Raw genomic sequence first — 25,452 nt, 5'->3', positions numbered from 1 at the left:
CCCCCACCCACGTTCACTTATCCACCCACGGGAGGGGACGGGCCGGAGGGGCCTGGTGTGTGGACGTAAAGCGAAGCAGTCCACACACCAGGCCCCGGAGGCCCGTCACCGCACCCACAGCCCCGCGCAGCGGCCCCGGCCCGCCGCCAGGCGCAACGGCGGGCGCACCCGCGCAGCGGGGCGAAGAACGGCGAGCCACCCCCACGGCGGGACAGCCGAAAAGCCAAGCGCAAGGCCCTGTCGGCAATCTATCGGCACGATGTCGGTGGCGGCTGACACCTTGGTCTCATGACGCGACAGACGATATCCACCAAGGGCGGCAACGCCGTGGAGGTGCGCGGTCTGGTCAAGCACTTCGGCGCGGTCAAGGCCGTCGACGGGGTGGACCTGGACGTGAAGGAAGGCACCGTGCTGGGCGTGCTGGGCCCGAACGGCGCCGGCAAGACGACCCTCGTGCGGTGCCTGTCCACCCTCCTCGTGCCGGACGCCGGCAGCGCCGTCGTGGCCGGCTTCGATGTGGTGCGCCAGCCCCGTGCACTGCGCCGCACCATCGGCTTGACCGGGCAGTACGCCTCGGTCGACGAAAAGCTCTCCGGCTGGGAGAACCTCTACATGATCGGGCGGCTGCTCGATCTGTCCCGCAAGGACGCCCGCCGCCGCGCGGACGAGATGCTGGAGCGGTTCTCGCTGACCGAGGCCGCCAAGCGGGCCGCGGCCAAGTACTCCGGTGGTATGCGCCGCCGGCTCGACCTGGCCGCTTCGATGATCGGCCGGCCGGCGGTCCTCTACCTGGACGAGCCGACCACCGGCCTGGACCCCCGCACCCGCAACGAGGTGTGGCAGGAGGTCCAGCGGATGGTGCACGACGGTGCCACGGTGCTGCTGACCACCCAATACATGGAAGAGGCCGAGCAGTTGGCCAACGAGCTGACGGTCATCGACCGCGGCCGGGTGATCGCCGAGGGGCGGGTGGACGAGCTCAAGGCCAAGGTCGGCGGGCGGACGCTGCAGATCCGGCCGGCGGACCCCGGCGAGCTGGACCGGATGGCCGAGGCCGTCGCCCGGGCCGGCCTGGACGGCATCGCGGGGGCGACCGCCGACCACGACGGGGGTGTGGTCAACGTGCCGATCACCAGCGACGAGCAGCTGACCGCGGTGGTCGGTGTGCTCGGCCACGAGGGCATCGCGCTCGCCGGGATCAGCACCCATCTGCCCAGCCTGGACGAGGTGTTCCTGGCCCTCACCGGCCAGAAGACCTCCGAGGCCGAGGCCGAGGCCGGGTCCGGGTCCGAGGACGCCAGGGACGAGCAGTACGCGGGGGTACCGGCATGAGTACGGCAACGATGACGGCGCCACGGGTGAAGGCCGGCGCCGATGAGGGCCGGATCGGTCTGCGGGCCAATCTGCGGCACATCGGGGCGCTGGTGCGGCGCAACGCCCTGCAGATCAAGCAGGATCCGGAGTCCATGATGGACGTCCTGCTGATGCCGATCATCTTCATCCTGCTGTTCACCTATGTCTTCGGCGGCGCGATCGCCGGCAAGGGCAACCAGCACGAGTACATCCAGCGCCTGGTGCCCGGCATGATGGCGATGCTGGGCATGAACATCGCCATGGCGGTGGGCAGCGGCGTCAACGAGGACTTCCGCAAGGGCGTGATGGACCGCTTCCGGACGATGCCCATCGCCCGGTCCTCGGTCCTCATCGCCAAGATCGTCGTCGAGATCGGCCGGATGCTGATCGCCACCGCGATCCTGCTCGGCATGGGCTTCCTGCTCGGCCTGGAGATCAAGGGCAGCATGCTCGCGTTCTTCGCCGCGGTCGTGCTGTCCACCGTTTTCGGCGCCGCCCTGATGTGGATCTTCATCCTGCTGGGGCTCACCGTGAAGACCCCGCAGGCGGTCCAGGGCATGGCGATGCTGGTGCTGATGCCGCTGCAGTTCGGCTCGTCGATCTTCGCGCCGACGACCTCGATGCCCGGCTGGCTGGAGGGGTTCACCAAGGTCAACCCGCTCTCCAACCTGGCGGACGCGTCCCGTGCGCTGATCAACGACCAGGGCGCCGTGGCCCACCCGGCGCTGGTCACCCTCGGCTGGGCGGTCGCCATCACGGCCGTCACCATGCCGCTCGCGGTGGCGAAGTTCCGCAAGAAGACCTGACGCGCGTCCCGCAGGGGGCTTCCCTGCGGGACCGCCTTCGCCCGGCTCGCGTCAGATGAGGGCGGTGGCCTCTTCGAGGGAGAGGTCACCGCCTTCGGCGTACGCCTGCGCATAGGCCGTATCGCCCACCAGCGCCCGCGCGGCCGCCTCGGTACGGGCCCGGTCGTCGCGGATGAGCCGTGGCGGGACATGGCTGGTCGCCCGCAGCGCGTCGTACGCCCCCACCAGGCGCGCCGCGTCCCGCCCCGCGGCCTCGCCGCGTACCGCCATCAACGCCCGTGCACCGGTGAGGAGTTGCACCACCGGGAGGTCCGGCGCGATCATCTGCGTCAGGGAGTCCTGCATACGGTCCATGGCCGTCCGGAACCTCGGCAGCAGGCCCTCCTCGCGGTGGCCCTCGTCCAGGTCCAGCGAGATCAGCAACGACTCCAGCATCCCGGCGAACAGGTCCGGGGCGCGCGGGGCGAAGAGCTCGCGCACCATGTGCAGTTCCGCCCGCGCCCCCTGACGGTCCCCCTTCAGGGTCAGCCACATCGCGAGGGTCAGCCGGGCGAACGGCTCGGTGTCCCGGCCGCTGTTGCCCTTCGCCGCCTCGGCCAGCACCTCGCGCAGCATCCGCTCGCCGGTCTCCGCCTGGCCGTCCTCGATCAGTACGGCACCCAGCCGGCAGCGCAGCAGCAGGGTCTGGCCGTGCGCCCCCAGGTTCTCGGCGTGCACCATCGCCGCCCGGTAGTCGCGCGCCGCCTGCGCGTACGCGCCCCGCTTCTCATGGGTCTCCGCGCGTCCCGCCAGCGCCTCGGCCGCGCCCCATGCGTCGCCGAGCCGCAGGAAGGTGCGCAGCGCCTCGTCGGCATCGCACGTCGCCTGCGCCAGCCCGCCGGCGCGCTCGTTGAGGATCTTCGAGCGGAACTGCAGGATGTAGGCCAGCTCCCACTCGTAGCCGAGGTCGCGGCAGGCCTGCACCGCGCCCTCGACCAGCTCGGCCAGCTCGTCGAACCGTCCGGTGATCAGCACCGCGTAGTACCACAGCGCGCCGGGCACCTTGCAGGTCTGCGGCATACCGGTGCGGTAGACGGTGAGCATCCCGGCCAGCTCTTCCTGCATCGCCGGATCGAGCAGCGCCTCGATATCGCTGTCCCGGCTGGAGAGCGCGACCAGCCGGACCTCGCGGCGGGCCTCCAGCAGTTGCTCAAGAGCCATCGGCGGGGGCGCGTCGATGGGTCTCTCGTGCAGGTCGGGCGCCGGTTCGGCGGGCGGGGTGAAGGGGTTGGGGCCGAGCGCGGCGGCCGCGCTCGCCCAGTGGCGGGCGTCGCTGCGGTGGTCGCGCAGCGACCAGAACCACTGCAGGGACAGCACCAGGCACAGCGCCTCGTGCTCGTCCCGTGCGGCGAGGGCGCGGCGCAGCGCGGTGCGCAGGTTGTCGTGCTCCAGCTCCAGCCGTTCCATGCCCGCGCGCTGGCCGGGGCCGCGCAGCAACGGGTCGGTGGTACGGGCCAGTTCGCGGTAGGCGACGAGGTGGCGGCGCTCGGCACCGGCCCGTTCCCCGGCCTCGTCCAGCCGCTCGCCGGCGTACTCCCCCACCGTCTCCAGCAGCCGGTAGCGCATCTCTCCGCCGCCGGAGCGGCTACCGCCCGGCGCCCGGCCGGCCGGGGCCGCGACCACCAGCGACTTGTCGATCAGCGAACCGAGCAGCCCGGCCACCTCGCGCCGGTCCACGCCGTCGCCCGCGCACACCTCTTCGGCTGCCGCCAGGTCGCAGCCGCCGGCGAAGACGGACAGCCGGCGCAGCACCGCCCGTTCGGGCTCGTCGGTGAGGTCCCAGGACCAGTCCACGACCGCGCGCAGTGTCTGCTGGCGGGGCAGCACGGTCCGGCTGCCGCTGGTCAGCAACCGGAAACGGTCGTCGAGCCGGTCGGCGAGCTGCCGCGGCGTCAGCAACCGCAGCCGGGCCGCGGCGAGTTCGATGGCCAGCGGCAGCCCGTCCAGCCGGGTGCAGATCTCGGTGCAGGCGGCGGCGGTCTCCTCGTCGGCGTCGATACGGAAGCCGGGCAGGGCGGCGGCCCCGCGGTCGGCCAGCAGCCGCAGCGCGACGGGGGCGGGCAGCGGCTCGACCGGCCGCAGCACCTCGCCCGGGACGGCCAGCGGCTCCCGGCTGGTGGCCAGCACCGTCACCCCGGGGCAGTCGGCCAGCAGCCGCTCGGCGAGCTCGGCGGCGGCGCCGATCACATGCTCGCAGTTGTCGAGGACGAGCAGCATCCGGCGTCCGGCGCAGTGCTCGGCGAGCCGGCCCAGCGGGTCCAGGGCGGTCGGGTCGGCGGCGGCCCGCAGGCCTTCCGCGGTGGTGCCGCGGACGACCGTCTCCCGGGCCCCGAGCGCGGTCAGCACCGCCTCGGGCACGGTCTGCGGATCGTCCACCGGTGCCAGCTCGGCCAGCCATACGCCGTGCGGCCAGGCGTCCGGCAGGGCGGCCGCGGCGGCCTCCGCGCCCTCCTGCGACAGCCGGGTCTTGCCGGCGCCGCCGGGGCCCAGCAGCGTCACCAGCCGGTGCTCGGCCAGATCGGCGCGGATCGCCGCCAGGTCGGTGTCCCGCCCGACGAAGGAGGTGAGCCGGGCACGGAGGTTGCCGGGGCGGGGGCGGGGCGGGGTGAGGTAGGGGGCGGGGACGGTTGCGGGGGCGGCCGGCGGCTGTGCGGTGCCGGGAGCGTGGGGGTGCGCGGGCGGCGGGGCCGTCCGCGCCGGCGGACGGAGCAGTTCCGCGTGCAGGGCGCGCAGCTCCGGGCCCGGGTCCGCGCCGAGGCGGTCGGCGAGGCCGGTGCGTATCTCCTCGTAGGCCGCCAGTGCCTCCGCCGTACGGCCCGCGGCACGCAGCGCGCGCAGCCGCAGGGCCTGGAGGGGTTCGTCCAGCGGATGGTCCTGGCACAGCGCGAGGAGGGTGGGCAGCGCGCGGTCGGCCCGGCCGAGGGCGAGGTCGGCGGCGAGGCGGGTGCGCTGGGCGTCCAGGCGGCGGCGTTCGGCGCGGGTGGCCTCGGCACCCGCGTCCGGCAGGTCCGCGAGGGCCGGACCGCGCCAGAGCGCCAGGGCGTCGTCGAGCAGGGCGGCGGCGCCGGCCGGGTCCGCCGCGGTCAGCGCCCGGCCGCCCTCCGCCGCAAGCCGCTCGAAACGGTGCAGATCGACGGCGTCGGGCTCGGCGCACAGCAGGTAGCCGCCGTCGGCCGAGGCGACCGCGGCATGCCCCAGGGCACGGCGCAGCCGGCCGACCAGCGCCTGCAGCGCGCCGGCCGCGTCGGCGGGCGGGTCCAGGCCCCAGATGTCGGAGATCAGCACGTCCGGGGAGAGTGCCCGGCCGGGGCGCAGCGCGAGGGCGGCGAGCAGCGCGCGCAGGCGTGGTCCGCCGATCGCGACGGGGGTGCCGTCGGGCCGGTCGGCCTGGGTGGTGCCGAGAATTCCGTAGCGCACCGGCCCATTGTCGTCGAAGGCCACAACTCCCCAGGCACCGAGCGTCGTTTTCGGGCGCACGGGACCTGGGCAGGGGTCCGTGCACGAGCCCGCAGGCCTTCCGCCGTGCGCCGGCCGCCGTGACGCGGTTACGGTCATGGCTGCCCTCACCAGACATCCAGGAGCCGTGCACCATGACCACAGCAATCCGACGCGCCGACCGCCGCATCAGCCCGGTCTTCCTCGCGCTCGTCGCCGTCATGGCGGTGTCCGGCTGGGCGGTGTGGAGCCAGACGCTCGCGGCGAACACCGGCTTCGCGGTGTTCTTGTTCGTGGTGTCCGGCTGGGTGGTGTCGCTGTGCCTGCACGAGTACGCGCACGCCAGGACCGCGCTGCACAGCGGCGACATCTCGGTGGAGGCCAGGGGCTATCTGACGCTGAACCCGCTCAAGTACACCCATGCGCTGCTCAGCATCGTGCTGCCGGTGATCTTCGTGATCATGGGCGGGATCGGGCTGCCGGGCGGCGCGGTGTTCATCGAGCGGGGCCGGATCCAGGGGCGCTGGCGGCACAGTCTGATCTCGGCGGCCGGGCCGCTGACCAACATCGTGTTCGCCGCGGTGTGCACGGCGCCGTTCTGGCTGCACGGGCTGGACGGGGTGCCCGCCCCGTTCCGTTTCGCGCTGGCGTTCCTGGCGCTGCTGCAGGTGACCGCCGCGATCTTGAACTTCGTGCCGGTGCCGGGCCTGGACGGCTACGGGGTGATCGAGCCGTGGCTGTCGTACAAGCTGCGGCGGCAGGTGGAGCCGTTCGCGCCGTTCGGGCTGCTGGCGGTCTTCGGGCTGCTGTGGGTACCGGAGATCAACCAGGCCTTCTTCGGCCTGGTGGACACGATCCTGCACGGCCTCGGCGTCTCGTCGCTCGACAGCTACCTCGGCCAGCAGCTCTTCCGCTTCTGGCAGGGCGAGCCGCAGCTGCCGCAGGGCGGCCTCTTCTGAGGGCCGGGGCCCGGCCGGCGTGACGGACCGGGCGCCGCGGGCCGACGTGAGGGGCCGGGCTCAGCGGGAGGGCCCGCGGCGCCGGGTTCAGCCGGCCTGCTGCGCCCGCTGGAGCTTCGCCCTGCGCAGGTAGAACCACGCCATGTTGCTGGAGATGCCCGCCATCAGGATCCAGACGATGCCGACGAAGCTGCCCTGGACGAACGCGACCACGGCCGCGGCGACGGAGAGGACGCACACGGCGAGGGCCATGAGAGCGAGCCGGCGGGCCGGGCCGGACGGGGGCAAGAGGGGCATGGAAGCGGCTCCTGTCGGGAGTGGTGCGGTCCTCCCCAGTGTCCCCCATGCCCCGTGTGCGCCGGTCGGCGGTCCGGGAGCGGCCGCCGTAACCGCTGTCGCCGCGGCCGGCCGGCTCAGACGTCGGTGAGGCGCAGCCCCGCGTGTGCCTTGTAGCGCCGGTTGACCGAGATCAGGTTGGCGACCAGCGACTCGACCTGGTGCGCATTGCGCAGCCGGCCGGCGAAGACGCCCCGCATACCGGGGATACGGGCGGCCAGCGCCTGCACCAGGTCGGTGTCGGCACGGGACTCACCGAGGACCATCACATCGGTGTCGATCCGCTCGGTCTCCGGGTCCTGCAGCAGCACCGCGGACAGGTGGTGGAAGGCGGCGGTGACCCGCGACTCGGGCAGCAGGGCCGCGGCCTGCTCGGCGGCGCTGCCCTCCTCCGGCTTGAGCGCGTAGGCGCCCTTCTTGTCGAAGCCGAGCGGGTTGACGCAGTCGATGACGAGCTTGCCGGCCAGCTCCTCGCGCAGCGCCTGAAGGGTCTTGGCGTGGCCCTCCCACGGCACGGCGACGATCACCACATCGCTGCGCCGGGCGCAGGCGGCGTTCTCCGCGCCCTCGATGCCCAGGCCGAGTTCGCCGGCGGCGGTCTCGGCGCGCTCGGCGGCCCGGGAGCCGATGATCACCTTCTGACCGGCCCGGGCCAGCCGGTAGGCCAGGCCCCGGCCCTGGTCGCCGGTGCCACCGAGGACGCCGACCACCAGGCCGGAGACGTCCGGGAGGTCCCAGGGGTCACGCTTGAGGGCGGCCTTCGCACGCGTCGCGGCGTTCGGGGAGAACCGGCCATCATCAGGAGTAGTCATGACAGCGATCCTGTCACGCGCCCACCACGAACCGGGCGGGCCCTCGGCACGGAACGGGTCAGGCACTCGGCGCGGCGCCGGTCGGGGCGGTCGCGGCGACCCCGTCGTGACGTCACGGCGAACCGGTCACGCCGTCACCGCGGACCGGTCGCGCCGTCACCGCGGACCGTCACGCCTTCACGCTGCCCTCGGTCAAACCCGTGCGCCAGTACCGCTGGAGCACCGTCATCAGCACCATCAGCGGCACCACGGACAGGAAGGCCCCGCCCACCGTGTACTGGTAGAGCACCGGTTGGCGGTCGGCGTAGCCGGTCCAGGAGGTCAGGCCGAGCTGGACCGGGTAGAGGTCGGAGTCCGAGAGCATCACCAGCGGCAGGAAGTAGTTGTTCCAGATGTGGACGAACTGGAAGAGGAAGACGGTCACCAGCGCCGGGGTCATCAGCCGCAGCGCGAGCCCGCCGAAGATCCTGGCCTCGCCCGCGCCGTCGATCCGGGCCGCTTCCAGGAGCGAGTCGGGGACCGCCGCGGCGGCGTAGATCCGGCACAGATACACGCCGAACGGGCTGACCGTGCTGGGGATCAGCACCGCCCAGTAGGTGTTGGACAGGCCCAGCGCGCTGAAGAGGAAGTAGAGCGGCAGGGCCAGCGCGGTGCCGGGGATCAGCACGCCGGCGAGCACCACGTTGAAGACCGCCTCCCGGCCGCGGAACGGGAAGGTGGCCAGCGCATAGCCGGCCGCGGCGGACAGCAGGGTGGCGCAGACCGCGCCGGTCCCGGCGTAGAAGAGGGAGTTGGCGAACCAGCGGGCGTAGATGCCGTGGTCGTAGGTGAGGACGTCGACGAGGTGGCCGACGGGGTGCGGGTGGCCGGAGAACCAGAAGCCGAAGGTGCCGAAGAGGTCGGCGCTGTTCTTGGTGGCGGAGACCGCCAGCCAGTAGACGGGCATCAGGAAGTAGAGCGCGGCGACGGTCAGCAGCGAGGCGGTGACGATCCGGTGGCGGACCGGGGGCGGTGTCATCCGCGCTCCCCCGTGTGCTCCCCGGCGCGCCCGCCGGCCAGCCGCAGAAAGCCGAAGGACACCGCGCAGGCCACCAGCGCGAGCAGTACCGCCTCGGCCGCCGCCACCTGCTGGTTGTTGCCGACGAACGCCTCGCTGTAGGCGTGCAGGTTGGGCGTGAAGCCGGAGTCGATGGAGGAGGCCAGCGGGCGCAGCACCATGGGTTCGGCGAACAGCTGGAGGGTGCCGATGATGCTGAAGACACCGGTGAGCACGAGCGCGGGGCGGAGCAGCGGGATCTTGATGTGCCGGGCGACCTGCCAGGCGTTCGCCCCGTCGATCCGTGCCGCCTCGTACAGCTCCCCCGGTACGGCCTTGAGCTGGGCGATCAGTACCAGCATGTTGTAGCCGGTGAACTGCCAGGTGACGATGTTGGCGAGAGACCACAGGACGGTGCCGCGGGAGAGGAAGTCGAGGCTCCAGCCCACGGATTCGGCGATCTTCACCAGCGGGCTGATGCCCGGCACGTAGAGGAATCCCCACAGGATCGAGGCGATCACTCCCGGCACGCCGTACGGCAGGAAGAAGGCGCCGCGGAAGAACGGGACCGCGCGGGCGCTCGCGCTCTCCAGCAGCAGCGCGAGGGCGGTGGCCAGCACGATCATCAGCGGGATCTGGACGGCGCCGAAGAGCAGCACCCGGCCGAAACCGGCCAGGAACCGGTCGTCCGAGAGGGCGTGGGCGTAATTGGCGAGACCGGCGAAGGCCTGGTGTGCCTGGCCGCCGAGGCCGAGCGGGCCGGTGCGTTCGGTTCTCTGCAGGCTCTCGTAGAGGGCGTAGCCGATGGGGGCGAGGAAGCAGAGAGCGAAGAGGACGAGGAACGGCAGGACGAATCCGGCAGCGGCGCGGGCGTTGCGGGCCTCGGTGCGGGGGCGCGGCGCGGGCGGCGGCCGGTGCTGTGGCGGGTCGCGCCGCGGGTGACCGGGCCCGGCCGGATCGGCGTGGCCCGGCTCACCCGCTCTCCACCTTCAGGCCCTTGCCCTTGAGGTCGGCGACGGTCTGGGCCTGCACTTTCGTCAGGACCGCGCGGAAGGAGCCGCCGTCCGCGAGCGCATCGGTGAAGGCGTCGCCGAGCCGCTGGTAGAGGGTGTCCACGCCGGGTCCCCACCGCCAGCTGGTGTCCACATGCGCCCCGGCGGCCGCGAAGACCTTGCTGTACGCCTGGCCGCCGAAGAAGTCCTTGTCCACGTCGAGATCGGTGGCGGCATAGCCCTTCTTGGCGCTGGGGAAGCCGTAGCCGCCGTCGATCAGCAGCGCGATCGACTCGGGGTCGGTGTTGAGCCAGACGGCGAAGTCCAGGGCGTCCTTGGGGTAGCGGGCCTTGGCGAAGACGGCGGTGGTCGAGCCGCCCCAGTTGGCGAAGGCCTGCTCGCCCGCCTTCCACTGCGGCAGCGGCGCGGCCCGCCACGTCCCCTTGGTGCCCGGCGCGTTGCCGGCCAGCAGCGCATCGCCCCAACTGGCGCCCACCCAGGCCGGGATGGCGCCGGTCTGCAGATCCTTGTACCAGGCGTTCTGCCGGTCCGGGATGGTCTTGACGAGCTTCTGCCTGACGAGGGATTCCCAGTAGTCGGCGACCTTGCGGGTGGGCTCGTCGTCGAGGTGCACGATCCAGGTGTCGCCGTGCGTCCGGTACCACCTGGCGCCCGCCTGCCAGGCGAGGCCGGCGAAGCGGTTGCCGTTGGTGGGGGCGAAGGTCTCGATCCAGGCGCCCTTCTTCCGGACGGCCTTGGCGGCGGCCTCGTACTCGTCCCAGGTCCGCGGGGCCGGCACGTCCCAGGTGTCGAAGAGGTCCTGGCGGAGGAACAGCCCCATCGGCCCGGACGCCTGGGGGATGGCGTAGATGCCCTTGCCGAAGACGGACTGCTGCCACTGCCAGCCGAAGAACTCGCTCCGGTGCCGGGCGGCACCGAGCGGGGCGAGGTCGAGCAGCCCGTCGTCGAGCAGGAAGCCGGGGAGGACGGGGAACTCGATCTGGCCCAGGTCGGGCGGGTTGCCGGCCTTGATGGCGGCGTGCATCTTCGCGTATTGCTGGCCGTTGACGGCCGACACCTTCTCGACCTTGACCTGGACCTCGGGATGCTTGCGGTTCCAGAGGCCGACGGGCTTGTCGATGCCCGGCACCCAGGACCAGAAGGTCAGCTGGATCCGCTGTCCCTTCTTGCGCTCCCGGGGCGGGCTGCCGTCGCCGCCCTCGCCGCAGCCGGTGAGCGCCCAGCCGGCGGCGACGGCAGCCGCCCCGCCCAGGACCGTTCTGCGGTGCACGGTGCGGTTGCTCATACCGGCTCCCCCACGAGGATGCGGATGCGGCGAAAGGTGATCGTCGAGCACGCGCTGCAGTCGCCCGCCCCGTGGAGCGGTCGGGCGCCCCCACGGGCGGGGACGTAGGATGTCCCTCGTCCTGCGGCGACCATAGGGAGTACCCAACTTGCCGTCAAGACACCGCACATGGGGCATTCCCGCATCGGCAAAGGCGCCGTCGACACGGGGTGGCCTCCCGGTGAACGGGGACGGCGACGGGGCGATCGCGGCGGCACCTTCACCGCACCTCTGCACGGCGCCCCTGCCGTACCACTGCCGCGCCCTCGGCCGGCCCGGCTCCCTCACCGCACCGTCAGCGGGGCTCCCTCAGCACTCCGTCAGCCGGCGCCGGATGCCGTCGAAGTGGCGGTGCATCGCCTCCACGGCGCGGTCGCCGTCACCCGCCTCCAGCGCATCGACGATCTCCTGGTGCTGGCGGTACGTCACCTCCGGGTCGGGGCCGTCGTCGGACAGGTCCTCCCGCACCCGGCGCAGCGCCGCCCAGAACGCGTCCAGCACCTCGCTCAGCAAGTGGTTTCCCAGCGAGCGGTACAGGGCGAGATGGAAGGCCCGGTCGGTGGCGCTCTGCACCTGCCCGCCCCGCGCCTCCTCCGCCATCCGCTGCACCAGCCCCCTGAGGACGGCAAGATCCTCGGCGGGCAGGTTCCGGGCGACGGCGCCGATCAGGCCCGCCTCCAGCGCCTCGCGGACCTCCATCAGCTCGTACAGGCTGGACTCGCCCTGGTGGTGGCGGACCGCGGCGCGGAAGGCGACGCCCTCGACGAACGGCTCCAGGGTGAGCGGGCCGACGTAGGTGCCGAAGCCGTGCCGGATCTCCACGATGCGCATCGCCTGCAGCGCCTTGAGCGCTTCGCGCACCGAGTTGCGGCTGACGTCGAGCAGGCCGACCAGCTCGGCCTCGGTGGGCAGCGGATCGCCCGGCGTCAGTCCGCGCCGCAGGATCAGCTGCTTGATCTGCGCCTGCACATCCTCGGCCATCGTCCCTCGTGCCATGGAAACTCCCTCTCCCGCTCCCGCGTCTGCATACGGCCCGCCCCCGTCCGTCACCCGCACCACCGGGCCGCGGTTCCTTGACCGACCGCCTGTGAACAGGTCTATTGTGCTCGACATAGGACATGGGATGTCCTATGTCGGACTCGGAGCCCCCGGAGCCCCCATGGCACTGCCCGCCCCCCTGCACGGCGTCATCCCGCCGGTCTGCACCCCGCTCGGCCCGCGCGGCGAGATCGACACCGTCTCGCTGACCCGCCTGGTGCACCACCTCCTCGACGGCGGCGTCCACGGACTCTTCGCCCTCGGCTCCACCAGCGAGGCCGCCTACCTCACCGACGCCCAGCGCGGCACCGCGCTGGAGACCGTCCTCAAGGCCGCGGACGGCAGGGTCCCGGTGCTCGCCGGGGTCATCGACACCACCACCCCGCGGGTGCTCGACCACGCCCGGACCGCCGCCGCCCTCGGCGCCGACGCCCTGGTCGCCACCGCGCCCTTCTACACCCGCACCCACCCACGGGAGATCGCCGCGCACTTCCGCCACCTGCGCACGGCCGTGGACCTCCCGCTGTTCGCCTACGACATCCCCGTCGCCGTGCACAGCAAGCTGTCCCCGTCACTGGTGCGGGAGCTGGCCGCGGACGGCACGCTCGCCGGGCTCAAGGACAGCAGCGGCGACGAGGGCTCGCTGCGCCGCCTGCTCACCGCGCTCGGCGGCCGCACCGCCAGGCACACCGGCCCCGCCCCCGGCTTCTCGGTCCTCACCGGCTCCGAACTGACCGTGGACGGCGCCCTGTTGGCAGGCGCGGACGGGGTCGTCCCCGGCATCGGCAACGTCGACCCGGCGGCCTACGTCCGCCTCTACGACGCCGCCCGGTCCGGCGACTGGGAGCGGGCCGCCGCCGAGCAGGAACGCCTGGTCACCCTGTTCGCCATGGTCGACGCCGGCCCCGAGCCGGAGATGGGCCGCAGCTCCTCCGCGCTGGGTGCGTTCAAGGCGGCCCTGCACCTCCTCGGCGTGATCGACGGGGGCGCCACCGCCTTTCCGCAGCGCCCGCTGAGCGAAGCGGCCGTGGCGGAGGTAGGACGTCGGCTCTCCGACGCGGGCCTGCGGCCCGTCCGGCAGCGCCCCGTCCCGTACGGGTGACACCCGCGGAAACCGCCCCCGGACAGCACCGTGCCGCGGCAGGATGCCGGGCCATGGATGCCGTACGGGTCGCCCTGCTGCGCGAAGTTCTCGCCGGGACCGAGTGGGTCCAGGCCACCCGCCGCTTCGCGGGGACGCTGCGCGGCGCCGTCACCCCGCACGGCGGGGGGCTGCTGCTGGTCGGCAGTGCCTCGTACGAGCCCTGGCACCTGGCCGCCCACCTCGACGACGAGGCCGCCTGGTCGGGCCTGCCCGAGCTGTCGCCGACGCTGGTGCGCCACCGCGTCCCCGGCGGGGCGCCGGCCCATCTGGCAGTGGGCCTCGGCCGGTTGGCGGCGGCCGGACGCGGCGAGACGCTGCTGGTCGTGACGCCGGAGCAGCCGGGCGCCGGGCTGCTGGAGCGGGTGCACGACGCCCGCCGCAACGGCGCGACGGTGCTCGCCCTGGACGGCGGCGACCGCGATCTGCACGCCCTGGCGCATGACGCGCTCGCCGCACCCCCGCCCCCGCCCGACGGCACGGACGAGGCGCCGGCCGACCTGGACCTCGACACGGTCCAGCATCTGGTGAGCGCGGCCGCCGGCGAGAACAGCCTGCCCGCGCCCCGCAGGCACCGCCGCTTCCGCGACCGCCTGGCCCGCCTCGCGGACGGACTGACCGCCCCGCCGCCGCCTCGCTGGTAGTCCGGGCCGGCGTCCGTCCCGTCTAGCCCTCCGCGCCGCCCTCCCCCCGGCCCGCGCCGTCGTGCCACTTCGGGTCGGTCTCCCACTCCACATTCCGCTCGTGGGCCGTCTCCATGGCGTGCTCGGCCTCCTCGCGGGTGGAGTACGGGCCGAGGCGGTCGGCGGCGCGGCACTGGGGCCCCTCCTCGACCGTCCGGTGCTCGAGGCAGTAGAACCACTCGCCGGGCTTGCCGACCGTACGCCTCTTGAACAGCGCCATTACCGCCTCCTGTGGGTGCTCTGTGCCACCATCCTGCCCGACGGCCCGCGGATACACTCGCTGGCATGTCTGGCCAGTCACTTCTTGTCCCGGGGAAGATCTCCCCCACCCGCCCCGTCCCCGCCTCGATCCCGCGCCCCGAATACGTCGGGAAGGACGCACCCACCCCGTACACCGGGCCCGAGGTGCAGGACGCCGAAACGATCGAACGGATGCGGATCGCCGGCCGGATCGCCGCGCAGGCGATGGAGGAGGCCGCCAAGCTGATCGCACCCGGTGTGACGACCGATGAACTGGACCGGGTCGCCCATGAGTTCATGTGCGACCACGGTGCCTACCCGTCCACGCTCGGCTACCGCGGCTTCCCCAAGTCCCTGTGCTCCTCGCTCAACGAGGTCATCTGCCACGGCATCCCGGACTCGACCGTCCTGAAGGACGGCGACATCGTGAACCTCGACGTCACCGCGTACATCAACGGTGTGCACGGCGACAACAACGCCACCTACCTGTGCGGCGACGTGGACGAGGAGTCCAGGCTGCTGGTCGAGCGGACCAGGGAAGCGCTCAACCGCGCGATCAAGGCCGTCAAGCCGGGCCGTCAGATCAACATCATCGGCCGGGTCATCGAGTCGTACGCCAAGCGCTTCGGCTACGGAGTGGTCCGCGACTTCACCGGTCACGGCATCAACTCCTCCTTCCACTCCGGCCTGATCGTTCCGCACTACGACAGCCCGCACCACACCACCGACATCAAGCCCGGCATGACGTTCACGATCGAGCCGATGCTGACGCTGGGGACCCACGACTACGACATGTGGGACGACGGCTGGACGGTGGTGACCAAGGACCGCAAGCGGACGGCGCAGTTCGAGCACACGCTGGTGGTCACGGACACCGGGGCGGAGATCCTCACGCTGCCCTGACGAGAGCGGCCGGAACTTTACCGACAGGGCGTCGGGAACAGGCGTAGGCTCGTTACCGACAGGACGTCGGGAACGGGTTGACTCAGGCAAGCCCAAGTATTTGGGTGGCCCAGGGTCGGCGGCTCGGTGGAGCCGGCCTGTTCCCGTCCTCCCCCAAGCTCTCGGATCCGAGCAGGGGGACGCCCACCCCCGGCCCCGGAGGTCCGTCTTGGAAGCGTCCAGCCCGACCCCGCCCGCCCCCGGCACCCCGTTTTCGGCGGTCATCCGCACCGCGTCCCACGAGCAGCACACCGAGGCCGAGAACTCCTCCTTCATGAGCGACCTGCTCGGCGGCAGGCTCGGCGTCGCCGCCTACCGGCGCTACACCGAGCAGCTGTGGTTCGTCTACCGTGCGCTGGAGGATGCCTCCGGACCGCTCGCCGACGACCCGGTGGCGGGCCCCTTCGTCCGTCCCGAGCTGGCCCGCACCGCCGCACTGGAGCGCGACCTCGCCCACCTCGGCGGCCCGTCCTGGCGCACCGGCCTGGAGCCGCTGGCCGCCACCGCCGCCTATGCCGACCGGATAGCGGCCTGCGCCCGCGACTGGCCGGGCGGCTTCGTCGCCCACCACTACACCCGCTACCTCGGCGACCTCTCGGGCGGCCAGATCATCCGCGGCACGGCCGAAAAGACCTGGGGCTTCGCCCGCAAGGGCGACGGGGTGCGGTTCTACGTCTTCGAGGACATCGCCAACCCTGCCGCCTTCAAACGCGAGTACCGGGCGCTGCTGGACGCCCTGCCGGTGGACGATCTGGAGAAGCAGCGGGTGGTCGACGAGTGCAAGCGCGCCTTCCGGCTGAACAGCGCGGTCTTCCAGGAGCTGGGCGAGCAGTTCCCGTTGAGTGCCTAGGGGCCACCCCTACGGGCCCTACGGGCTCCGCCCATGACCGCTAGCGCGTGCCGGGACACACCCGTCCGCCGACGGCGATGGTGCCGTCCGGATGCGGGCGGGTGAGGATCCGGGAGCCGGTGCCCTGCCGGATGTCGAGCGGGCGCCCCAGTTCGTGCGTCAGCAGGAGGGCGGCGGCGCCGGTGGCCTCGTCCTCGATGACCGTGTCGCCGCGCCGCGGGAAGGCCCGTGCCCGGACCACGCCCGCGGCCTCGTCCTGCCAGGCCCAGGCGTAGAGCCAGCCCTCCCCCGGCGGCGGTGCGGGCAGCGCGTCGACCTCGGCCGCCGAGGCGTACCGCCGGGTGGTGCGGGCGGTCACCCACTCCGCGCGCCCGTGCACCCAGACCACGTCCCCCTCGAAGCGGACCGCGACCTCACCGGCCGCCGGGCGCAGGGTGCACGGCGGCCGCCCCAGGCTCCGCAGCAGCCAGGCCAGACCCACCAACGGGTGCCCGGCGAAGGGGAGCCGGACGCTCGGGGTGTGGATGTCCACGGTGCCCCGGTCCGCGTCGTCGAGGAACACGGTTTCGCTGAAGCCGAGTTCGGCCGCGAGGGCGGCTCGCTCGGCGGCGTCGGGGACGGCCGCCCCGTCGCGGACGACGCCCAGCAGATTGCCGCCGGCGCCGTCGGGCCCGCAGAACACCCGGAGCACATCGAGTTCGGTCATCCGGACAGTGAAGCGCGGGGCGGTGCGGAGGAGGTGAGCGGGGCCACCGCCGAGGGGCCGGCGCCGAGAGGCCACCGCCGAGGGGCAGCCGGCCGTCCGCGGGCCGTCGCGGACCGCAACTCCGCCGTCATCACCCGTCGCACAGCGTGACCCTTACCTTGACCGACGCATGACGTTTCCGTGACCGGGTGCGGGCCAAGCCGTGATCGAGTCGTTGTCCATGAGAGCGGGATCACTGGACGGGGCGGGCGAAAACAGGTAAGCCTCAGATAAGTTAGGGCCGCCTTAGTGGCGAACTTCTTGACTGTTTATCGTTCGCGTAGTCGTTTCCGTTCCACCGAGCCCGCTTGGAGCCCCCGTATGCGAGCCCACCGCTCCTCCGTCGTCGTCGCCCTCGCCGCGGCCACGGCCGTCACCGCCGTCGCCGGCTGCGCCGCGAAGAACGAGGGCAAGGGCGGCGGCAAGGGCGCCATCGAGGTGACCGCGACGGACTCCAGCTGCGAGCTCTCCGCCAAGGAGTTCCCCGCCGGACATGTCCGGTTCTCGGTCCAGAACAAGGGGTCCAAGGTCACCGAGGTGTACGTCTACGCGCCCGGCGACCGGATCGTCACCGAGCGGGAGAACATCGGCCCCGGCACCCACGCGGAGATCACCGCGGAGATCAAGGCCGGTGCGTACGAGGTCGCCTGCAAGCCCGGCATGAAGGGCCACGGCATCCGCCAGAAGGTGACCGCCAGCGGCAAGGGCGCCAATGCCCAGCGCGACCCCAAGCTGGATGCCGCGGTCGCGGCGTACCGCACCTACGTCCAGGAGCAGGCCGACGAGACGCTTCCGGCGGCCCAGAAGTTCGCCGACGCGGTCAAGGACGGCGATGTCGAGGCCGCCAAGAAGGCCTACGCACACTCGCGGGTGGGCTGGGAGCGCACCGAGCCGGTCGCCGAGTCGTTCGGTGACATCGACCCCAAGGTCGATGTGCGCGCCGACGGTGTGGAGAAGGGCCAGAAGTGGACCGGCTGGCACAAGCTGGAGAAGTCCCTGTGGGAGGAGAAGAAGATCTCCGGGGACGACAAGAAGCTCGCCGGGCAGCTCATCACCGACCTGAAGGACTGGCAGAAGCGGGTCGGCAAGGCCGAGATCACCCCGACCAGCATGGCCAACGGCGCCAAGGAACTGCTCGACGAGGTGGCCACCGGCAAGGTCACCGGTGAGGAAGAGCGCTACAGCCACACCGACCTGGTGGACTTCCAGGGCAATGTCGAGGGTGCCGAGAAGGCGTACGAGCTGCTGAAGCCGGTCGTCGGCAAGAACGACCCGGCGCTCGCCAAGGAGCTGGACAAGCAGTTCAAGGCGATCCACGCGCTGCTCGACGACCACCGCGACAGCAAGTCCGCGGACGGCTTCGCCTCCTACGACTCGGTCGGCAAGGACGACCGCAAGAAGCTCTCCGACGGCGTCAACGCGCTGGCCGAGCCGCTGTCGAAGCTGGCCGCCGCTGTGGCCACCACCAAGTAGTCCGCCGCGGGCGAGGGAGCACGATGACGCAGGAGAAGGGCATGACCGGCACGGACGGCCCGGCCGTCGACGGCCACACCACCACCGAGGACGGCACGGCCACCGAGGGCAGCACGGCAACCGCCGACGGCACGGCCGCGCGGACCGCCGACGGGCGCGCCCCGTCCCGGCGGTCCCTGCTCGGCTGGGGAGGCGCGGGCCTGGCGCTGGGCGCGGTCGCGGCCGGCGGGACGGCGGCGGCGCTGCGCACCGGCGGCGACGCCCAGCCGGCCGGCGCGGACGCGACCTCGCGCTCCGCGATCGCCTTCCACGGCAGGCATCAGGCGGGCATCGCCAGCGCCGTCCAGGACCGGCTGCACTTCGCCTCCTTCGACGTCACCACCGACGACCGCGAGGAACTGATCGCGCTCCTCAAGGAGTGGACGAAGGCGGCGGCGCGGATGACGGCCGGGGACCCGGTCGGGGACGGCGCGGTCGGCGGGCTCGCGGAGGCCCCGCCGGACGACACCGGTGAAGCGCTCGGGCTGCCGCCGTCCCGGCTCACCCTCACCTTCGGCATCGGCCCCACGCTGTTCGAGAAGGACGGCAAGGACCGGTTCGGCATCAAGGCCCGGCGGCCCGATGCCCTGATCGATCTGCCGCAGTTCCCCGGCGACAACCTCGACAAGGCGCGCAGCAACGGCGATCTGTGCGTCCAGGCGTGTGCGGACGACCCGCAGGTGGCGGTGCACGCGATCCGCAACCTGGCCCGGATCGGCTTCGGCAAGGTCGCGATCCGCTGGTCGCAGCTGGGCTTCGGCAAGACCTCCTCGACGACGCCGGACGCGCAGACCCCGCGCAACATGTTCGGCTTCAAGGACGGCACCCACAACCTGGCGGGCACCGACACCGCCGCGCTCGACAAGCACGTCTGGGTGGCGGACGGCGAGGCGAAGGGCAAGGAGAGCTGGATGGCCGGCGGCTCCTACCTCGTCGCGCGCCGGATCCGGATGCACATCGAGACCTGGGACCGCACCTCGCGCAAGGAGCAGGAGGACATCTTCGGCCGCGACAAGGGCGAGGGCGCTCCGGTGGGCAGGAAGCACGAGCGGGACACCCCGCATCTGAAGTCGATGCTGCCCACCGCCCATGTCCGCCTCGCGCACCCGGACTCCAACGGCGGGATACGCATCCTGCGCCGCGGCTACTCCTTCACGGACGGTACGGACGGCCTGGGGCGGCTGGACGCGGGACTGTTCTTCCTCGCCTACCAGCGGGACGTGCGCCATGGCTTCGTCCCCCTCCAGCGCAGGCTGGCGGCCAACGACGCGCTCAACGAATACATCCAGCACGTGGGTTCAGCGGTCTTCGCGGTGCCGCCGGGCGTCCGGAACGCGGACGACTGGTGGGGCCGGGAGCTGTTCGCCTGAGTCCGTCGTCACCGCCGGCACCATCGTCACCGCCGGCACCATCGTCACCGCCGACGCCGGAAAGAAGGGCGTCGGCACCATGAAGGAAGGGAAGGAACCGACGTGTTCGGCAACTACCTGATCGGTCTGCGCGAGGGCCTGGAAGCCAGCCTCGTCGTCTGCATCCTCATCGCCTATCTGGTCAAGACCGGGCGGCGGGAGGCGCTGCGTCCGGTCTGGCTCGGGATCACGCTCGCCGTGGTGCTGTCGTTCGCGTTCGGTGCGGCGCTGCAGTTCGGGTCGCAGACCCTGACCTTCGAGGCCCAGGAGGCGCTGGGCGGTTCGCTGTCGATCATCGCGGTCGGCCTGGTGACGTGGATGGTCTTCTGGATGCGGCGCACCGCGCGGCACCTGAAGAAGGAACTGCACGGCAAGCTGGACGCGGCGCTGCAGATGGGCACCGTGGCGCTGGTGGTCACCGCGTTCCTGTCGGTCGGCCGCGAGGGCCTGGAGACCGCGCTGTTCGTCTGGACCGCCGCGCAGTCCGCCAACGACGGTGTCCGGCCGCTGATCGGGGCGCTGCTGGGCCTGCTGACGTCGGTGCTGCTGGGCTGGCTGTTCTACCGCGGTGCGGTGCGGATCAACCTGGCGAAGTTCTTCACCTGGACCGGTGGCATGCTGGTGGTGGTCGCGGCGGGCGTGCTGGCGTACGGCTTCCACGACCTGCAGGAGGCGGACCTGCTGCCGGGGCTGGCCTCGCAGGCGTTCGACATCAGCGCGCAGATCCCGGCCGACAGCTGGTACGGGACCCTGCTCAAGGGCATCTTCAACTTCCAGCCGGACCCGACGGTTCTTCAGGTCACGGTGTGGGCTCTGTATCTGATCCCCACGCTCACGATCTTCTTCGCCCCCGGTAGGGTGGCGCCGAATCGTGCCACCCCGGCGGCCGCCCCGTCCGCCCCGGTCGCCCCGAAGGAGCCCGAGCCCCATGACACGCAGGTCGCCGTTCCGGGTGCCCGCAACACTGACGTCGGCAGTGGCGGCGATGGTGATAGTGAGCGGGTGCATGACGGTGCACGGCGAGAGGGTAATGCTGCCGGCGGTGTCGACGGCTGAGGGCACCAAGGCCCTCACGCACTTCACCGAGAGCTTCAACAAGACCAACCGTCAGCTCGATCCGGCGCTGAACCCCTCGTTCGAGGGCGGCGCGCTGCTCGCCATCGACCAGGCCGGGGTGAAGGCGGCGCACGCCCTGCGGCCGCAGGGCAATCCGGGCTTCAAAGACCTGGCGTTCACGGATCCGCACTTCACCGTGCCCCAGCAGGCGGGCTGGCCGAAGTACTTCATCGCGGACGCGGCCAGCAACCGTAAGAACGCCCACGGCCAGAACACCCGCTGGTTCCTGGTGTTCAGCCGCAACGGCATCGACGAGCAGTGGCGCGCGGTGTATCTGGCGACGTTCGCGGACAACAAGGCCCCGGAGCTGAAGACGGACAAGAAGGGCTACGCGGAGGCGGTGCCCGCCGGCGCGAAGTCCGGTCTGGCGGTCGATCCGGGCAAGCTGAGCAGTACCTACGCGGACTACCTCAACACCGGCAAGGGCAGCACCTTCGCCTCCGGCCCGCAGACCGACGGCTGGCGGGCGCGGCGCGCCAAGGACGCCAACCGGGCCGGCCAGCGCATCATGTGGGAGGACTCGCCCGCGACCTACCCGCCGGTGGCGCTGCGGACGACGGACGGCGGTGCGCTGGTGTTCTTCTCGACCGTCTACCACCAGCAGCAGACGCTGTTCGCCGGGGCGACGATCTCGGTCGGGAAGCTGAAGGGCCTCATGGAGGGGCCGCCGAAGAAGACCAACCGGATGCTGTTCACCACGGTCTCCGGTCAGACGGTCAAGGTGCCCGCCAAGAGCGCCGGGGGCAAGGTCGCGGTCCTCAACCGGATCGAGGCGAAGACCGCGGTGAAGCCGCTGTAGCCGGCCGGCCGGAAACCGTACGTACACGAAGCCGTATGTACGCGAAGGGCCGACGGGGTGCCCCGGCGGCCCTTCGGTGCGTGCGTACGGGGTGAGCGGAGAGGTGACGGGGCCCGCTCAGCGGCCGATCGGCCAGGCCGCCGCCTCGTGGTGGTGCGGTTCGCGGTCGTTGAACTCGGCGCAGGCGTCGGTGAGCGATTCCAGCAGCGTCAGCGGGTCGGGCAGGGGCAGCTCGGGGCCGCGCAGCCAGGTCACCGCGGGCTGCTCGCCGGGCAGCGCCGAGGGCGGCAGCAGCACATAGCTGCCGCGGCAGTGCCAGCGCAGCCCCGGGTGCTCGTCCATGGTCTCGGGGTGGCAGTCCAGCTCGCAGGGCCACCACTCGTCCTCGTCGTCCGGGGTGCCGCGGGTGGCGGTGAAGAAGAGCATCCGGCCGTTGAAGCCGGCGCCGCTGAGGGTGATCGGCCCGACGTCGATACCCGCCGCGTCCAGCCGTCCCAGGGCGCTGCGGCCCGCCTCGACGGGGACGTCCAGGACATCGTGGGTGATGCCGGTGGCGGTGATGAAGTTGGCCTGCGGGAGGGTGCGGACCCAGGCGGCGACCTTGTCGCGGTCGGTGGTGGCGACGGTCTGCCAGCCGAAGGAGATGGGATGGCGGGCGGGGGTGGGACAGCCGATGCGTTCACAGGAACAGCCGTAGCCGGAGGGGTGCGCCGCCGGAGCCACCGGGAAGCCCGCGTCGGCCGCCGCCAGCAGCAGGTCCTCGCGGCTGCGCGCAGCCGCTGATCCCGTGTCCGTATCGCCGCCGTCCGATCCGCTCTTCGGCCGGCGCAGCCACTGGGAGAACCTGCTCTTGCGTTCCATCTATCCCCTCACTTCGAGCGGTGGTCTGGGATCAATGCTGCCACCATCCTGCTCCTCGGGTGACCGGTGTGCGGATCCGGGGTGAACGAAGCGCGGACCAATACCGGCAATTCAGGTCATCGACGACAGGATGCCGCCCCCGAGCCCGGCCGGCCGGTGCGCTCAGCCGCGGGGGCGCAGGCCGTGCAGCGCCTGGTCGACAAGGGTGTCGACGAAGTCGTAGGTCAATTCACCGGTACGCATCAGCCAGCGCTGTGAGAAGGGACTCAGCATCATCTCGGTGGCGATCCGCACATCGACGCCGTCGGCCACCTCGCCCGCCTCCTGCGCCGCCCGCAGCCGGTCGGTGTAGACCCGGATGCCGGGTTCCATCAGCCGCGCGACGAAGGTGCGGGACAGCTCCTCGTCGTTGGCGCCGGCGGCCGCGAGGGCGCGATAGGGGGCCTGGAACGCCGGATCGTTGAATTCGTCGACGGTGGCGCGCAGCACGGATTTCAGGTCCGCGGCCAGATCGCCGGTGTCCGGCAGCCCCTGTGCGGAGTAGTCGTCGACACCGGCGGTGAAGGCGTCCAGCAGGACCGCGGCCTTGGAGGGCCACCAGCGGTAGATCGTCTGCTTGCCGACCCCGGCCCGGGAGGCGATGCCTTCGATCGTGAGCTTGTCGTAGCCCACCTCGCCGACCAGGGCGAGGGCGGCATCGAAGATCGCCCGGCGGGAGCGTTCGCTGCGGCGGGTGGAGTCGGGGGCTGCTTTCTCGGCCATGCGGCGAAGTCTAGCGAGGGGGAGGCGAGACGTATCGTCTTGACGAGACGACACGTCTCGCGCATAGCGAGGCCCCCTGGGCCGGCTCAGGACCAGTCGTCGCCCCAGGAGGCGTCGCGGGCGTCGCGGTAGTGGGTGCCGTGCCGCTTGGTCACCGTGGTGCGCTGCAGACCGTCCTGCGCCGTGCACAGGTCCAGGAGGACCTGGCCCTTGCGGAGTTGGGGTTTGCGGACGATGCGGGCGGGGGCGGGGCCGGCGTCGAGGGTGGTCGCGGCCACGTAGCTGAACTTTTCGTCCTCGTACGGGAGGGAGCCGCCCTTGACCTGGCGGTGGAGGGAGGAACGGTTGACCCGGGCGGCGAAGTGGCACCAGTCCTGCCCGGGGACGATCGGGCAGGTGTCGCTGTGCGGGCAGGGGGCGACGATGCGCAGGCCGGCCTCGGTGAGCTGGGTGCGGGCCTCGCGGATACGGAGGTAGCCCTCGGGGGTGCCGGGTTCGATCAGGACGACGGTACGGGCCGCGGCGGCCGCCGCGGCGGCCGCCGCGGCGACGACGGCGCGGCGGTCCTCGGGGCGGAGCTCCCCCAGGACGTAGGAGACGGTGACCAGGTCCGTGCCGGCGGGGACCGACAGGCCCTCGCCGATGACCGCCCGCTGCCACGTGGTGTCGGGGAGGGTCTTGGCGGCCAGTTCCCTGCCGAGGTCGAGGGCGGGCTGCGCCCAGTCCAGGACGGTGCTGCGGGGGTCTTCCCAGGTGGCCGCGGTGGCCCAGGTGGCGGCGCCGGTGCCGCCGCCGATGTCGACGTGGGTGGCCGGGGACCAGTCCGGGACCCGGGCGGCGAACGCGGCCAGCGCCGCCCGTACCGCCTCGAAGGTGGCCGGCATGCGGTAGGCGGCGTACGCGGCCACATCCGCGCGGTCGCGCAGGACCGGGGCGTCGGTGGGGGTACGTCCCCGGTAGTTGGCGATCAGCCGCTCGACGGCCTGCGCGGCCTGCTTGGGCGGCAGGCCGTCGAGCAGGCCCGCCAGCGCGGCGCGCAGTTCCTCGTGCATGGGGGAAATTCTACGGGGGCCGGTGGGGTGCCCCGCCTGGTCGTGGGGTGCCTCGCCTGCATCACGGGGTCTTGCCCGGTCCGGTGCCCCGCCCGGTCAGGTGGCGCGGGAGACCGCGCGGGCCAGCCGGGTGGCGGCCGCGGCGCGGGGAGCGCTGCCGCCGTTGTGGCGGCGGGGGTGGACGGTGTTGGCGAGGAGGACGAGGAACGTGTCGGTGGCCCGGTCGAGGACCAGGCTGGTGCCGGTGAAGCCGGTGTGCCCGGCCGCGCCGCGGCCCGCCAACTCGCCCATGAAGTACGGCTGGTCGACGCCGAAGCCCAGGCCCGGCGGGCCGAGGAGGGCGGCGACGGCGTCGGGGCCGAGGATCCGGGCCGTGCCGTAGGCGCCGCCGTTGAGCAGCGTGCGGCACAGCACGGCCAGGTCCTGGGCGGTGGAGAAGAGGCCCGCGTGGCCGGCCACGCCGCCCAGCGCCCAGGCGTTCTCGTCGTGCACCTCGCCGCGGACCAGGCCGCGGTCCGCCTTGGCCCAGGGCCGCCGCTGATCCTCGGTCGCCGCCACGCCCTGCGGCGCCAGCGGGCCGTAGGAGGTACTGGACATGTCCAGCGGGCCGGTGATGCCGTCGCGGATCAGGGCGTCGAGCCGGTGTCCGGTGCGCTGCTCCAGGAGCAGCTGGAGGGCGATGAGGTTGAGGTCGGAGTAGCGGTGTGCGGCGCCGGGGCGGCCGCTGGGGGCCGCGGCCTCGGTCCACAGGAGGGCCAGTTGGGCGGCGCGGGTCCGGTGGTCGTGGAAGGGCAGCTCGGGGGCGAGGCCGGAGGTGTGGGTGAGGAGCTGCCGGACGGTGATGCCGGCGGCGAAGGCGGGCAGATCGGCGCGGACCTCGTCGTCGAGGGCCAGCCGGCCGCGCTCGATCTGCTGGACCGCGGCGATGGCGGTGAAGAGCTTGCTGAGCGAGGCGAGGTCGAAGACGGTGCCGACCCGCATCGGCTCCCACAGGTCGCGGGGCAGATCGAGGCCGCGCTCGCGCCCGGGGTCCCAGGCCCGGTAGCGCAGCGCCCAGCCCGCGGCGGCCTCGGCGGCGACGACGGGGCCGCGGCCGGCCAGGACGACGACTCCGGGTGCCCAGGGCGGACGGCCCTCGGGCAGCGCCCGCACGCCGCGGACCAGCCGCTCCATGGAGGCGGGGTCCAGC

Annotated in this window: 24 protein-coding genes; 11 read left to right on the top strand and 13 right to left on the bottom strand. The window is 72.5% G+C overall.

From position 1 onward, the window contains the following. Window positions 1-288 precede the first annotated feature (288 nt). A complete protein-coding gene (locus ABZ851_RS07825; protein ID WP_361123609.1) occupies window positions 289-1,332 on the top strand; it encodes an ATP-binding cassette domain-containing protein in 1,044 nt (347 codons plus the stop codon). Continuing rightward, window positions 1,329-2,159, top strand: coding sequence for an ABC transporter permease (locus ABZ851_RS07820; RefSeq protein WP_361123606.1), 831 nt, complete (start codon window positions 1,329-1,331; stop codon window positions 2,157-2,159). The genes ABZ851_RS07825 and ABZ851_RS07820 overlap by 4 nt, the downstream gene beginning before the upstream one ends. A gap of 51 nt (window positions 2,160-2,210) precedes the next feature. Here ABZ851_RS07820 and ABZ851_RS07815 read toward each other — a convergent pair whose 3' ends face one another. After that, window positions 2,211-5,639, bottom strand: a complete 3,429-nt coding sequence (locus ABZ851_RS07815; RefSeq protein ID WP_361123603.1) for a BTAD domain-containing putative transcriptional regulator — start codon at window positions 5,637-5,639, stop codon at window positions 2,211-2,213. A 149-nt stretch (window positions 5,640-5,788) separates the two neighbouring features. Here ABZ851_RS07815 and ABZ851_RS07810 point away from each other — a divergent pair, with 149 nt between their 5' ends. Next, window positions 5,789-6,592: a site-2 protease family protein gene (locus ABZ851_RS07810; RefSeq protein ID WP_361123600.1), complete on the top strand. Its 804-nt coding sequence runs from the start codon at window positions 5,789-5,791 to the stop codon at window positions 6,590-6,592. An 87-nt stretch (window positions 6,593-6,679) separates the two neighbouring features. Here the strand turns inward: ABZ851_RS07810 and ABZ851_RS07805 are convergent, their stop codons facing one another. The 6 genes from ABZ851_RS07805 to ABZ851_RS07780 form a co-directional block, all read right to left on the bottom strand. Continuing rightward, a complete protein-coding gene (locus tag ABZ851_RS07805) occupies window positions 6,680-6,889 on the bottom strand; it encodes a hypothetical protein (RefSeq protein WP_361123597.1) in 210 nt (69 codons plus the stop codon). Between the two features lie 116 nt (window positions 6,890-7,005). Then, window positions 7,006-7,740 (bottom strand): NADPH-dependent F420 reductase, encoded by a 735-nt coding sequence (gene npdG / locus ABZ851_RS07800; protein ID WP_361123594.1) that lies wholly within the window; start codon window positions 7,738-7,740, stop codon window positions 7,006-7,008. Window positions 7,741-7,909: 169 nt separating this feature from the next. Continuing rightward, entirely contained in the window at window positions 7,910-8,758 is an 849-nt protein-coding gene (locus tag ABZ851_RS07795) for a carbohydrate ABC transporter permease (RefSeq protein WP_361123591.1), read from the bottom strand. Continuing rightward, window positions 8,755-9,624: a sugar ABC transporter permease gene (locus tag ABZ851_RS07790; protein ID WP_361123811.1), complete on the bottom strand. Its 870-nt coding sequence runs from the start codon at window positions 9,622-9,624 to the stop codon at window positions 8,755-8,757. The genes ABZ851_RS07795 and ABZ851_RS07790 overlap by 4 nt, the downstream gene beginning before the upstream one ends. Before the next feature lie 124 nt (window positions 9,625-9,748). Continuing rightward, the gene (locus tag ABZ851_RS07785) at window positions 9,749-11,074 is read right to left on the bottom strand and encodes a sugar ABC transporter substrate-binding protein (RefSeq protein ID WP_361123588.1); all 1,326 of its coding nucleotides are present in this window, start codon (window positions 11,072-11,074) and stop codon (window positions 9,749-9,751) included. Window positions 11,075-11,422: 348 nt separating this feature from the next. Continuing rightward, entirely contained in the window at window positions 11,423-12,109 is a 687-nt protein-coding gene (locus ABZ851_RS07780; protein ID WP_361123585.1) for a FadR/GntR family transcriptional regulator, read from the bottom strand. Window positions 12,110-12,272: 163 nt separating this feature from the next. On the opposite strand from ABZ851_RS07780, the gene ABZ851_RS07775 reads away from it, so the two are divergent. Both ABZ851_RS07775 and ABZ851_RS07770 read left to right on the top strand, forming a co-directional pair. Further along, a complete protein-coding gene (locus ABZ851_RS07775; protein WP_361123582.1) occupies window positions 12,273-13,253 on the top strand; it encodes a dihydrodipicolinate synthase family protein in 981 nt (326 codons plus the stop codon). A gap of 53 nt (window positions 13,254-13,306) precedes the next feature. Next, on the top strand, window positions 13,307-13,936 hold the full coding sequence (locus tag ABZ851_RS07770) for a hypothetical protein (RefSeq protein WP_361123579.1): 630 nt from the start codon (window positions 13,307-13,309) through the stop codon (window positions 13,934-13,936). Between the two features lie 22 nt (window positions 13,937-13,958). Here ABZ851_RS07770 and ABZ851_RS07765 read toward each other — a convergent pair whose 3' ends face one another. Then, window positions 13,959-14,195 (bottom strand): hypothetical protein, encoded by a 237-nt coding sequence (locus tag ABZ851_RS07765; protein ID WP_361123576.1) that lies wholly within the window; start codon window positions 14,193-14,195, stop codon window positions 13,959-13,961. Window positions 14,196-14,260: 65 nt separating this feature from the next. Here ABZ851_RS07765 and map point away from each other — a divergent pair, with 65 nt between their 5' ends. Further along, window positions 14,261-15,118, top strand: coding sequence for a type I methionyl aminopeptidase (gene map, locus ABZ851_RS07760; protein WP_311627652.1), 858 nt, complete (start codon window positions 14,261-14,263; stop codon window positions 15,116-15,118). Between the two features lie 208 nt (window positions 15,119-15,326). After that, window positions 15,327-16,007 carry a biliverdin-producing heme oxygenase gene (locus tag ABZ851_RS07755; protein ID WP_361123572.1) on the top strand — a complete coding sequence of 227 codons (681 nt, stop codon included), beginning with the start codon at window positions 15,327-15,329 and terminating at the stop codon, window positions 16,005-16,007. Between the two features lie 40 nt (window positions 16,008-16,047). Here the strand turns inward: ABZ851_RS07755 and ABZ851_RS07750 are convergent, their stop codons facing one another. After that, window positions 16,048-16,713, bottom strand: a complete 666-nt coding sequence (locus ABZ851_RS07750) for a PhzF family phenazine biosynthesis protein (protein ID WP_361123568.1) — start codon at window positions 16,711-16,713, stop codon at window positions 16,048-16,050. Window positions 16,714-17,073: 360 nt separating this feature from the next. Here ABZ851_RS07750 and efeO point away from each other — a divergent pair, with 360 nt between their 5' ends. The 4 genes from efeO to ABZ851_RS07730 all read left to right on the top strand — a co-directional run bounded on the left by efeO (window position 17,074) and on the right by ABZ851_RS07730 (window position 21,588). Continuing rightward, on the top strand, window positions 17,074-18,225 hold the full coding sequence (gene efeO, locus ABZ851_RS07745; protein ID WP_361123565.1) for an iron uptake system protein EfeO: 1,152 nt from the start codon (window positions 17,074-17,076) through the stop codon (window positions 18,223-18,225). Window positions 18,226-18,248: 23 nt separating this feature from the next. Continuing rightward, complete coding sequence (efeB, locus tag ABZ851_RS07740; protein ID WP_361123561.1) at window positions 18,249-19,634, top strand: iron uptake transporter deferrochelatase/peroxidase subunit; 1,386 nt, start codon at window positions 18,249-18,251, stop codon at window positions 19,632-19,634. Between the two features lie 102 nt (window positions 19,635-19,736). Further along, the gene (gene efeU / locus ABZ851_RS07735) at window positions 19,737-20,729 is read left to right on the top strand and encodes an iron uptake transporter permease EfeU (RefSeq protein ID WP_336051454.1); all 993 of its coding nucleotides are present in this window, start codon (window positions 19,737-19,739) and stop codon (window positions 20,727-20,729) included. After that, window positions 20,716-21,588 carry a hypothetical protein gene (locus ABZ851_RS07730; RefSeq protein ID WP_361123557.1) on the top strand — a complete coding sequence of 291 codons (873 nt, stop codon included), beginning with the start codon at window positions 20,716-20,718 and terminating at the stop codon, window positions 21,586-21,588. Before efeU ends, ABZ851_RS07730 begins: the two co-directional genes overlap by 14 nt. Window positions 21,589-21,705: 117 nt before the next feature. Here the strand turns inward: ABZ851_RS07730 and ABZ851_RS07725 are convergent, their stop codons facing one another. The 4 genes from ABZ851_RS07725 to ABZ851_RS07710 all read right to left on the bottom strand — a co-directional run bounded on the left by ABZ851_RS07725 (window position 21,706) and on the right by ABZ851_RS07710 (window position 25,436). After that, window positions 21,706-22,449: a bifunctional DNA primase/polymerase gene (locus ABZ851_RS07725; protein WP_361123554.1), complete on the bottom strand. Its 744-nt coding sequence runs from the start codon at window positions 22,447-22,449 to the stop codon at window positions 21,706-21,708. 162 nt (window positions 22,450-22,611) lie between these two features. Then, window positions 22,612-23,211: a TetR/AcrR family transcriptional regulator gene (locus ABZ851_RS07720; protein WP_361123551.1), complete on the bottom strand. Its 600-nt coding sequence runs from the start codon at window positions 23,209-23,211 to the stop codon at window positions 22,612-22,614. A gap of 86 nt (window positions 23,212-23,297) precedes the next feature. After that, complete coding sequence (locus tag ABZ851_RS07715) at window positions 23,298-24,263, bottom strand: small ribosomal subunit Rsm22 family protein (protein ID WP_361123548.1); 966 nt, start codon at window positions 24,261-24,263, stop codon at window positions 23,298-23,300. 96 nt (window positions 24,264-24,359) lie between these two features. Next, window positions 24,360-25,436, bottom strand: coding sequence for a serine hydrolase domain-containing protein (locus ABZ851_RS07710; protein WP_361123545.1), 1,077 nt, complete (start codon window positions 25,434-25,436; stop codon window positions 24,360-24,362). Between the last annotated feature and the right edge of the window lie 16 nt (window positions 25,437-25,452).

The sequence above is a fragment of the Streptomyces sp. NPDC047049 genome, assembly GCF_040643995.1.
In the GTDB taxonomy this organism is placed as follows: domain Bacteria; phylum Actinomycetota; class Actinomycetes; order Streptomycetales; family Streptomycetaceae; genus Streptomyces; species Streptomyces mooreae.
The sequence above is the reverse complement of the archived record's forward strand: the minus strand, read 5'-3'. Positions and strand labels throughout refer to the sequence as shown.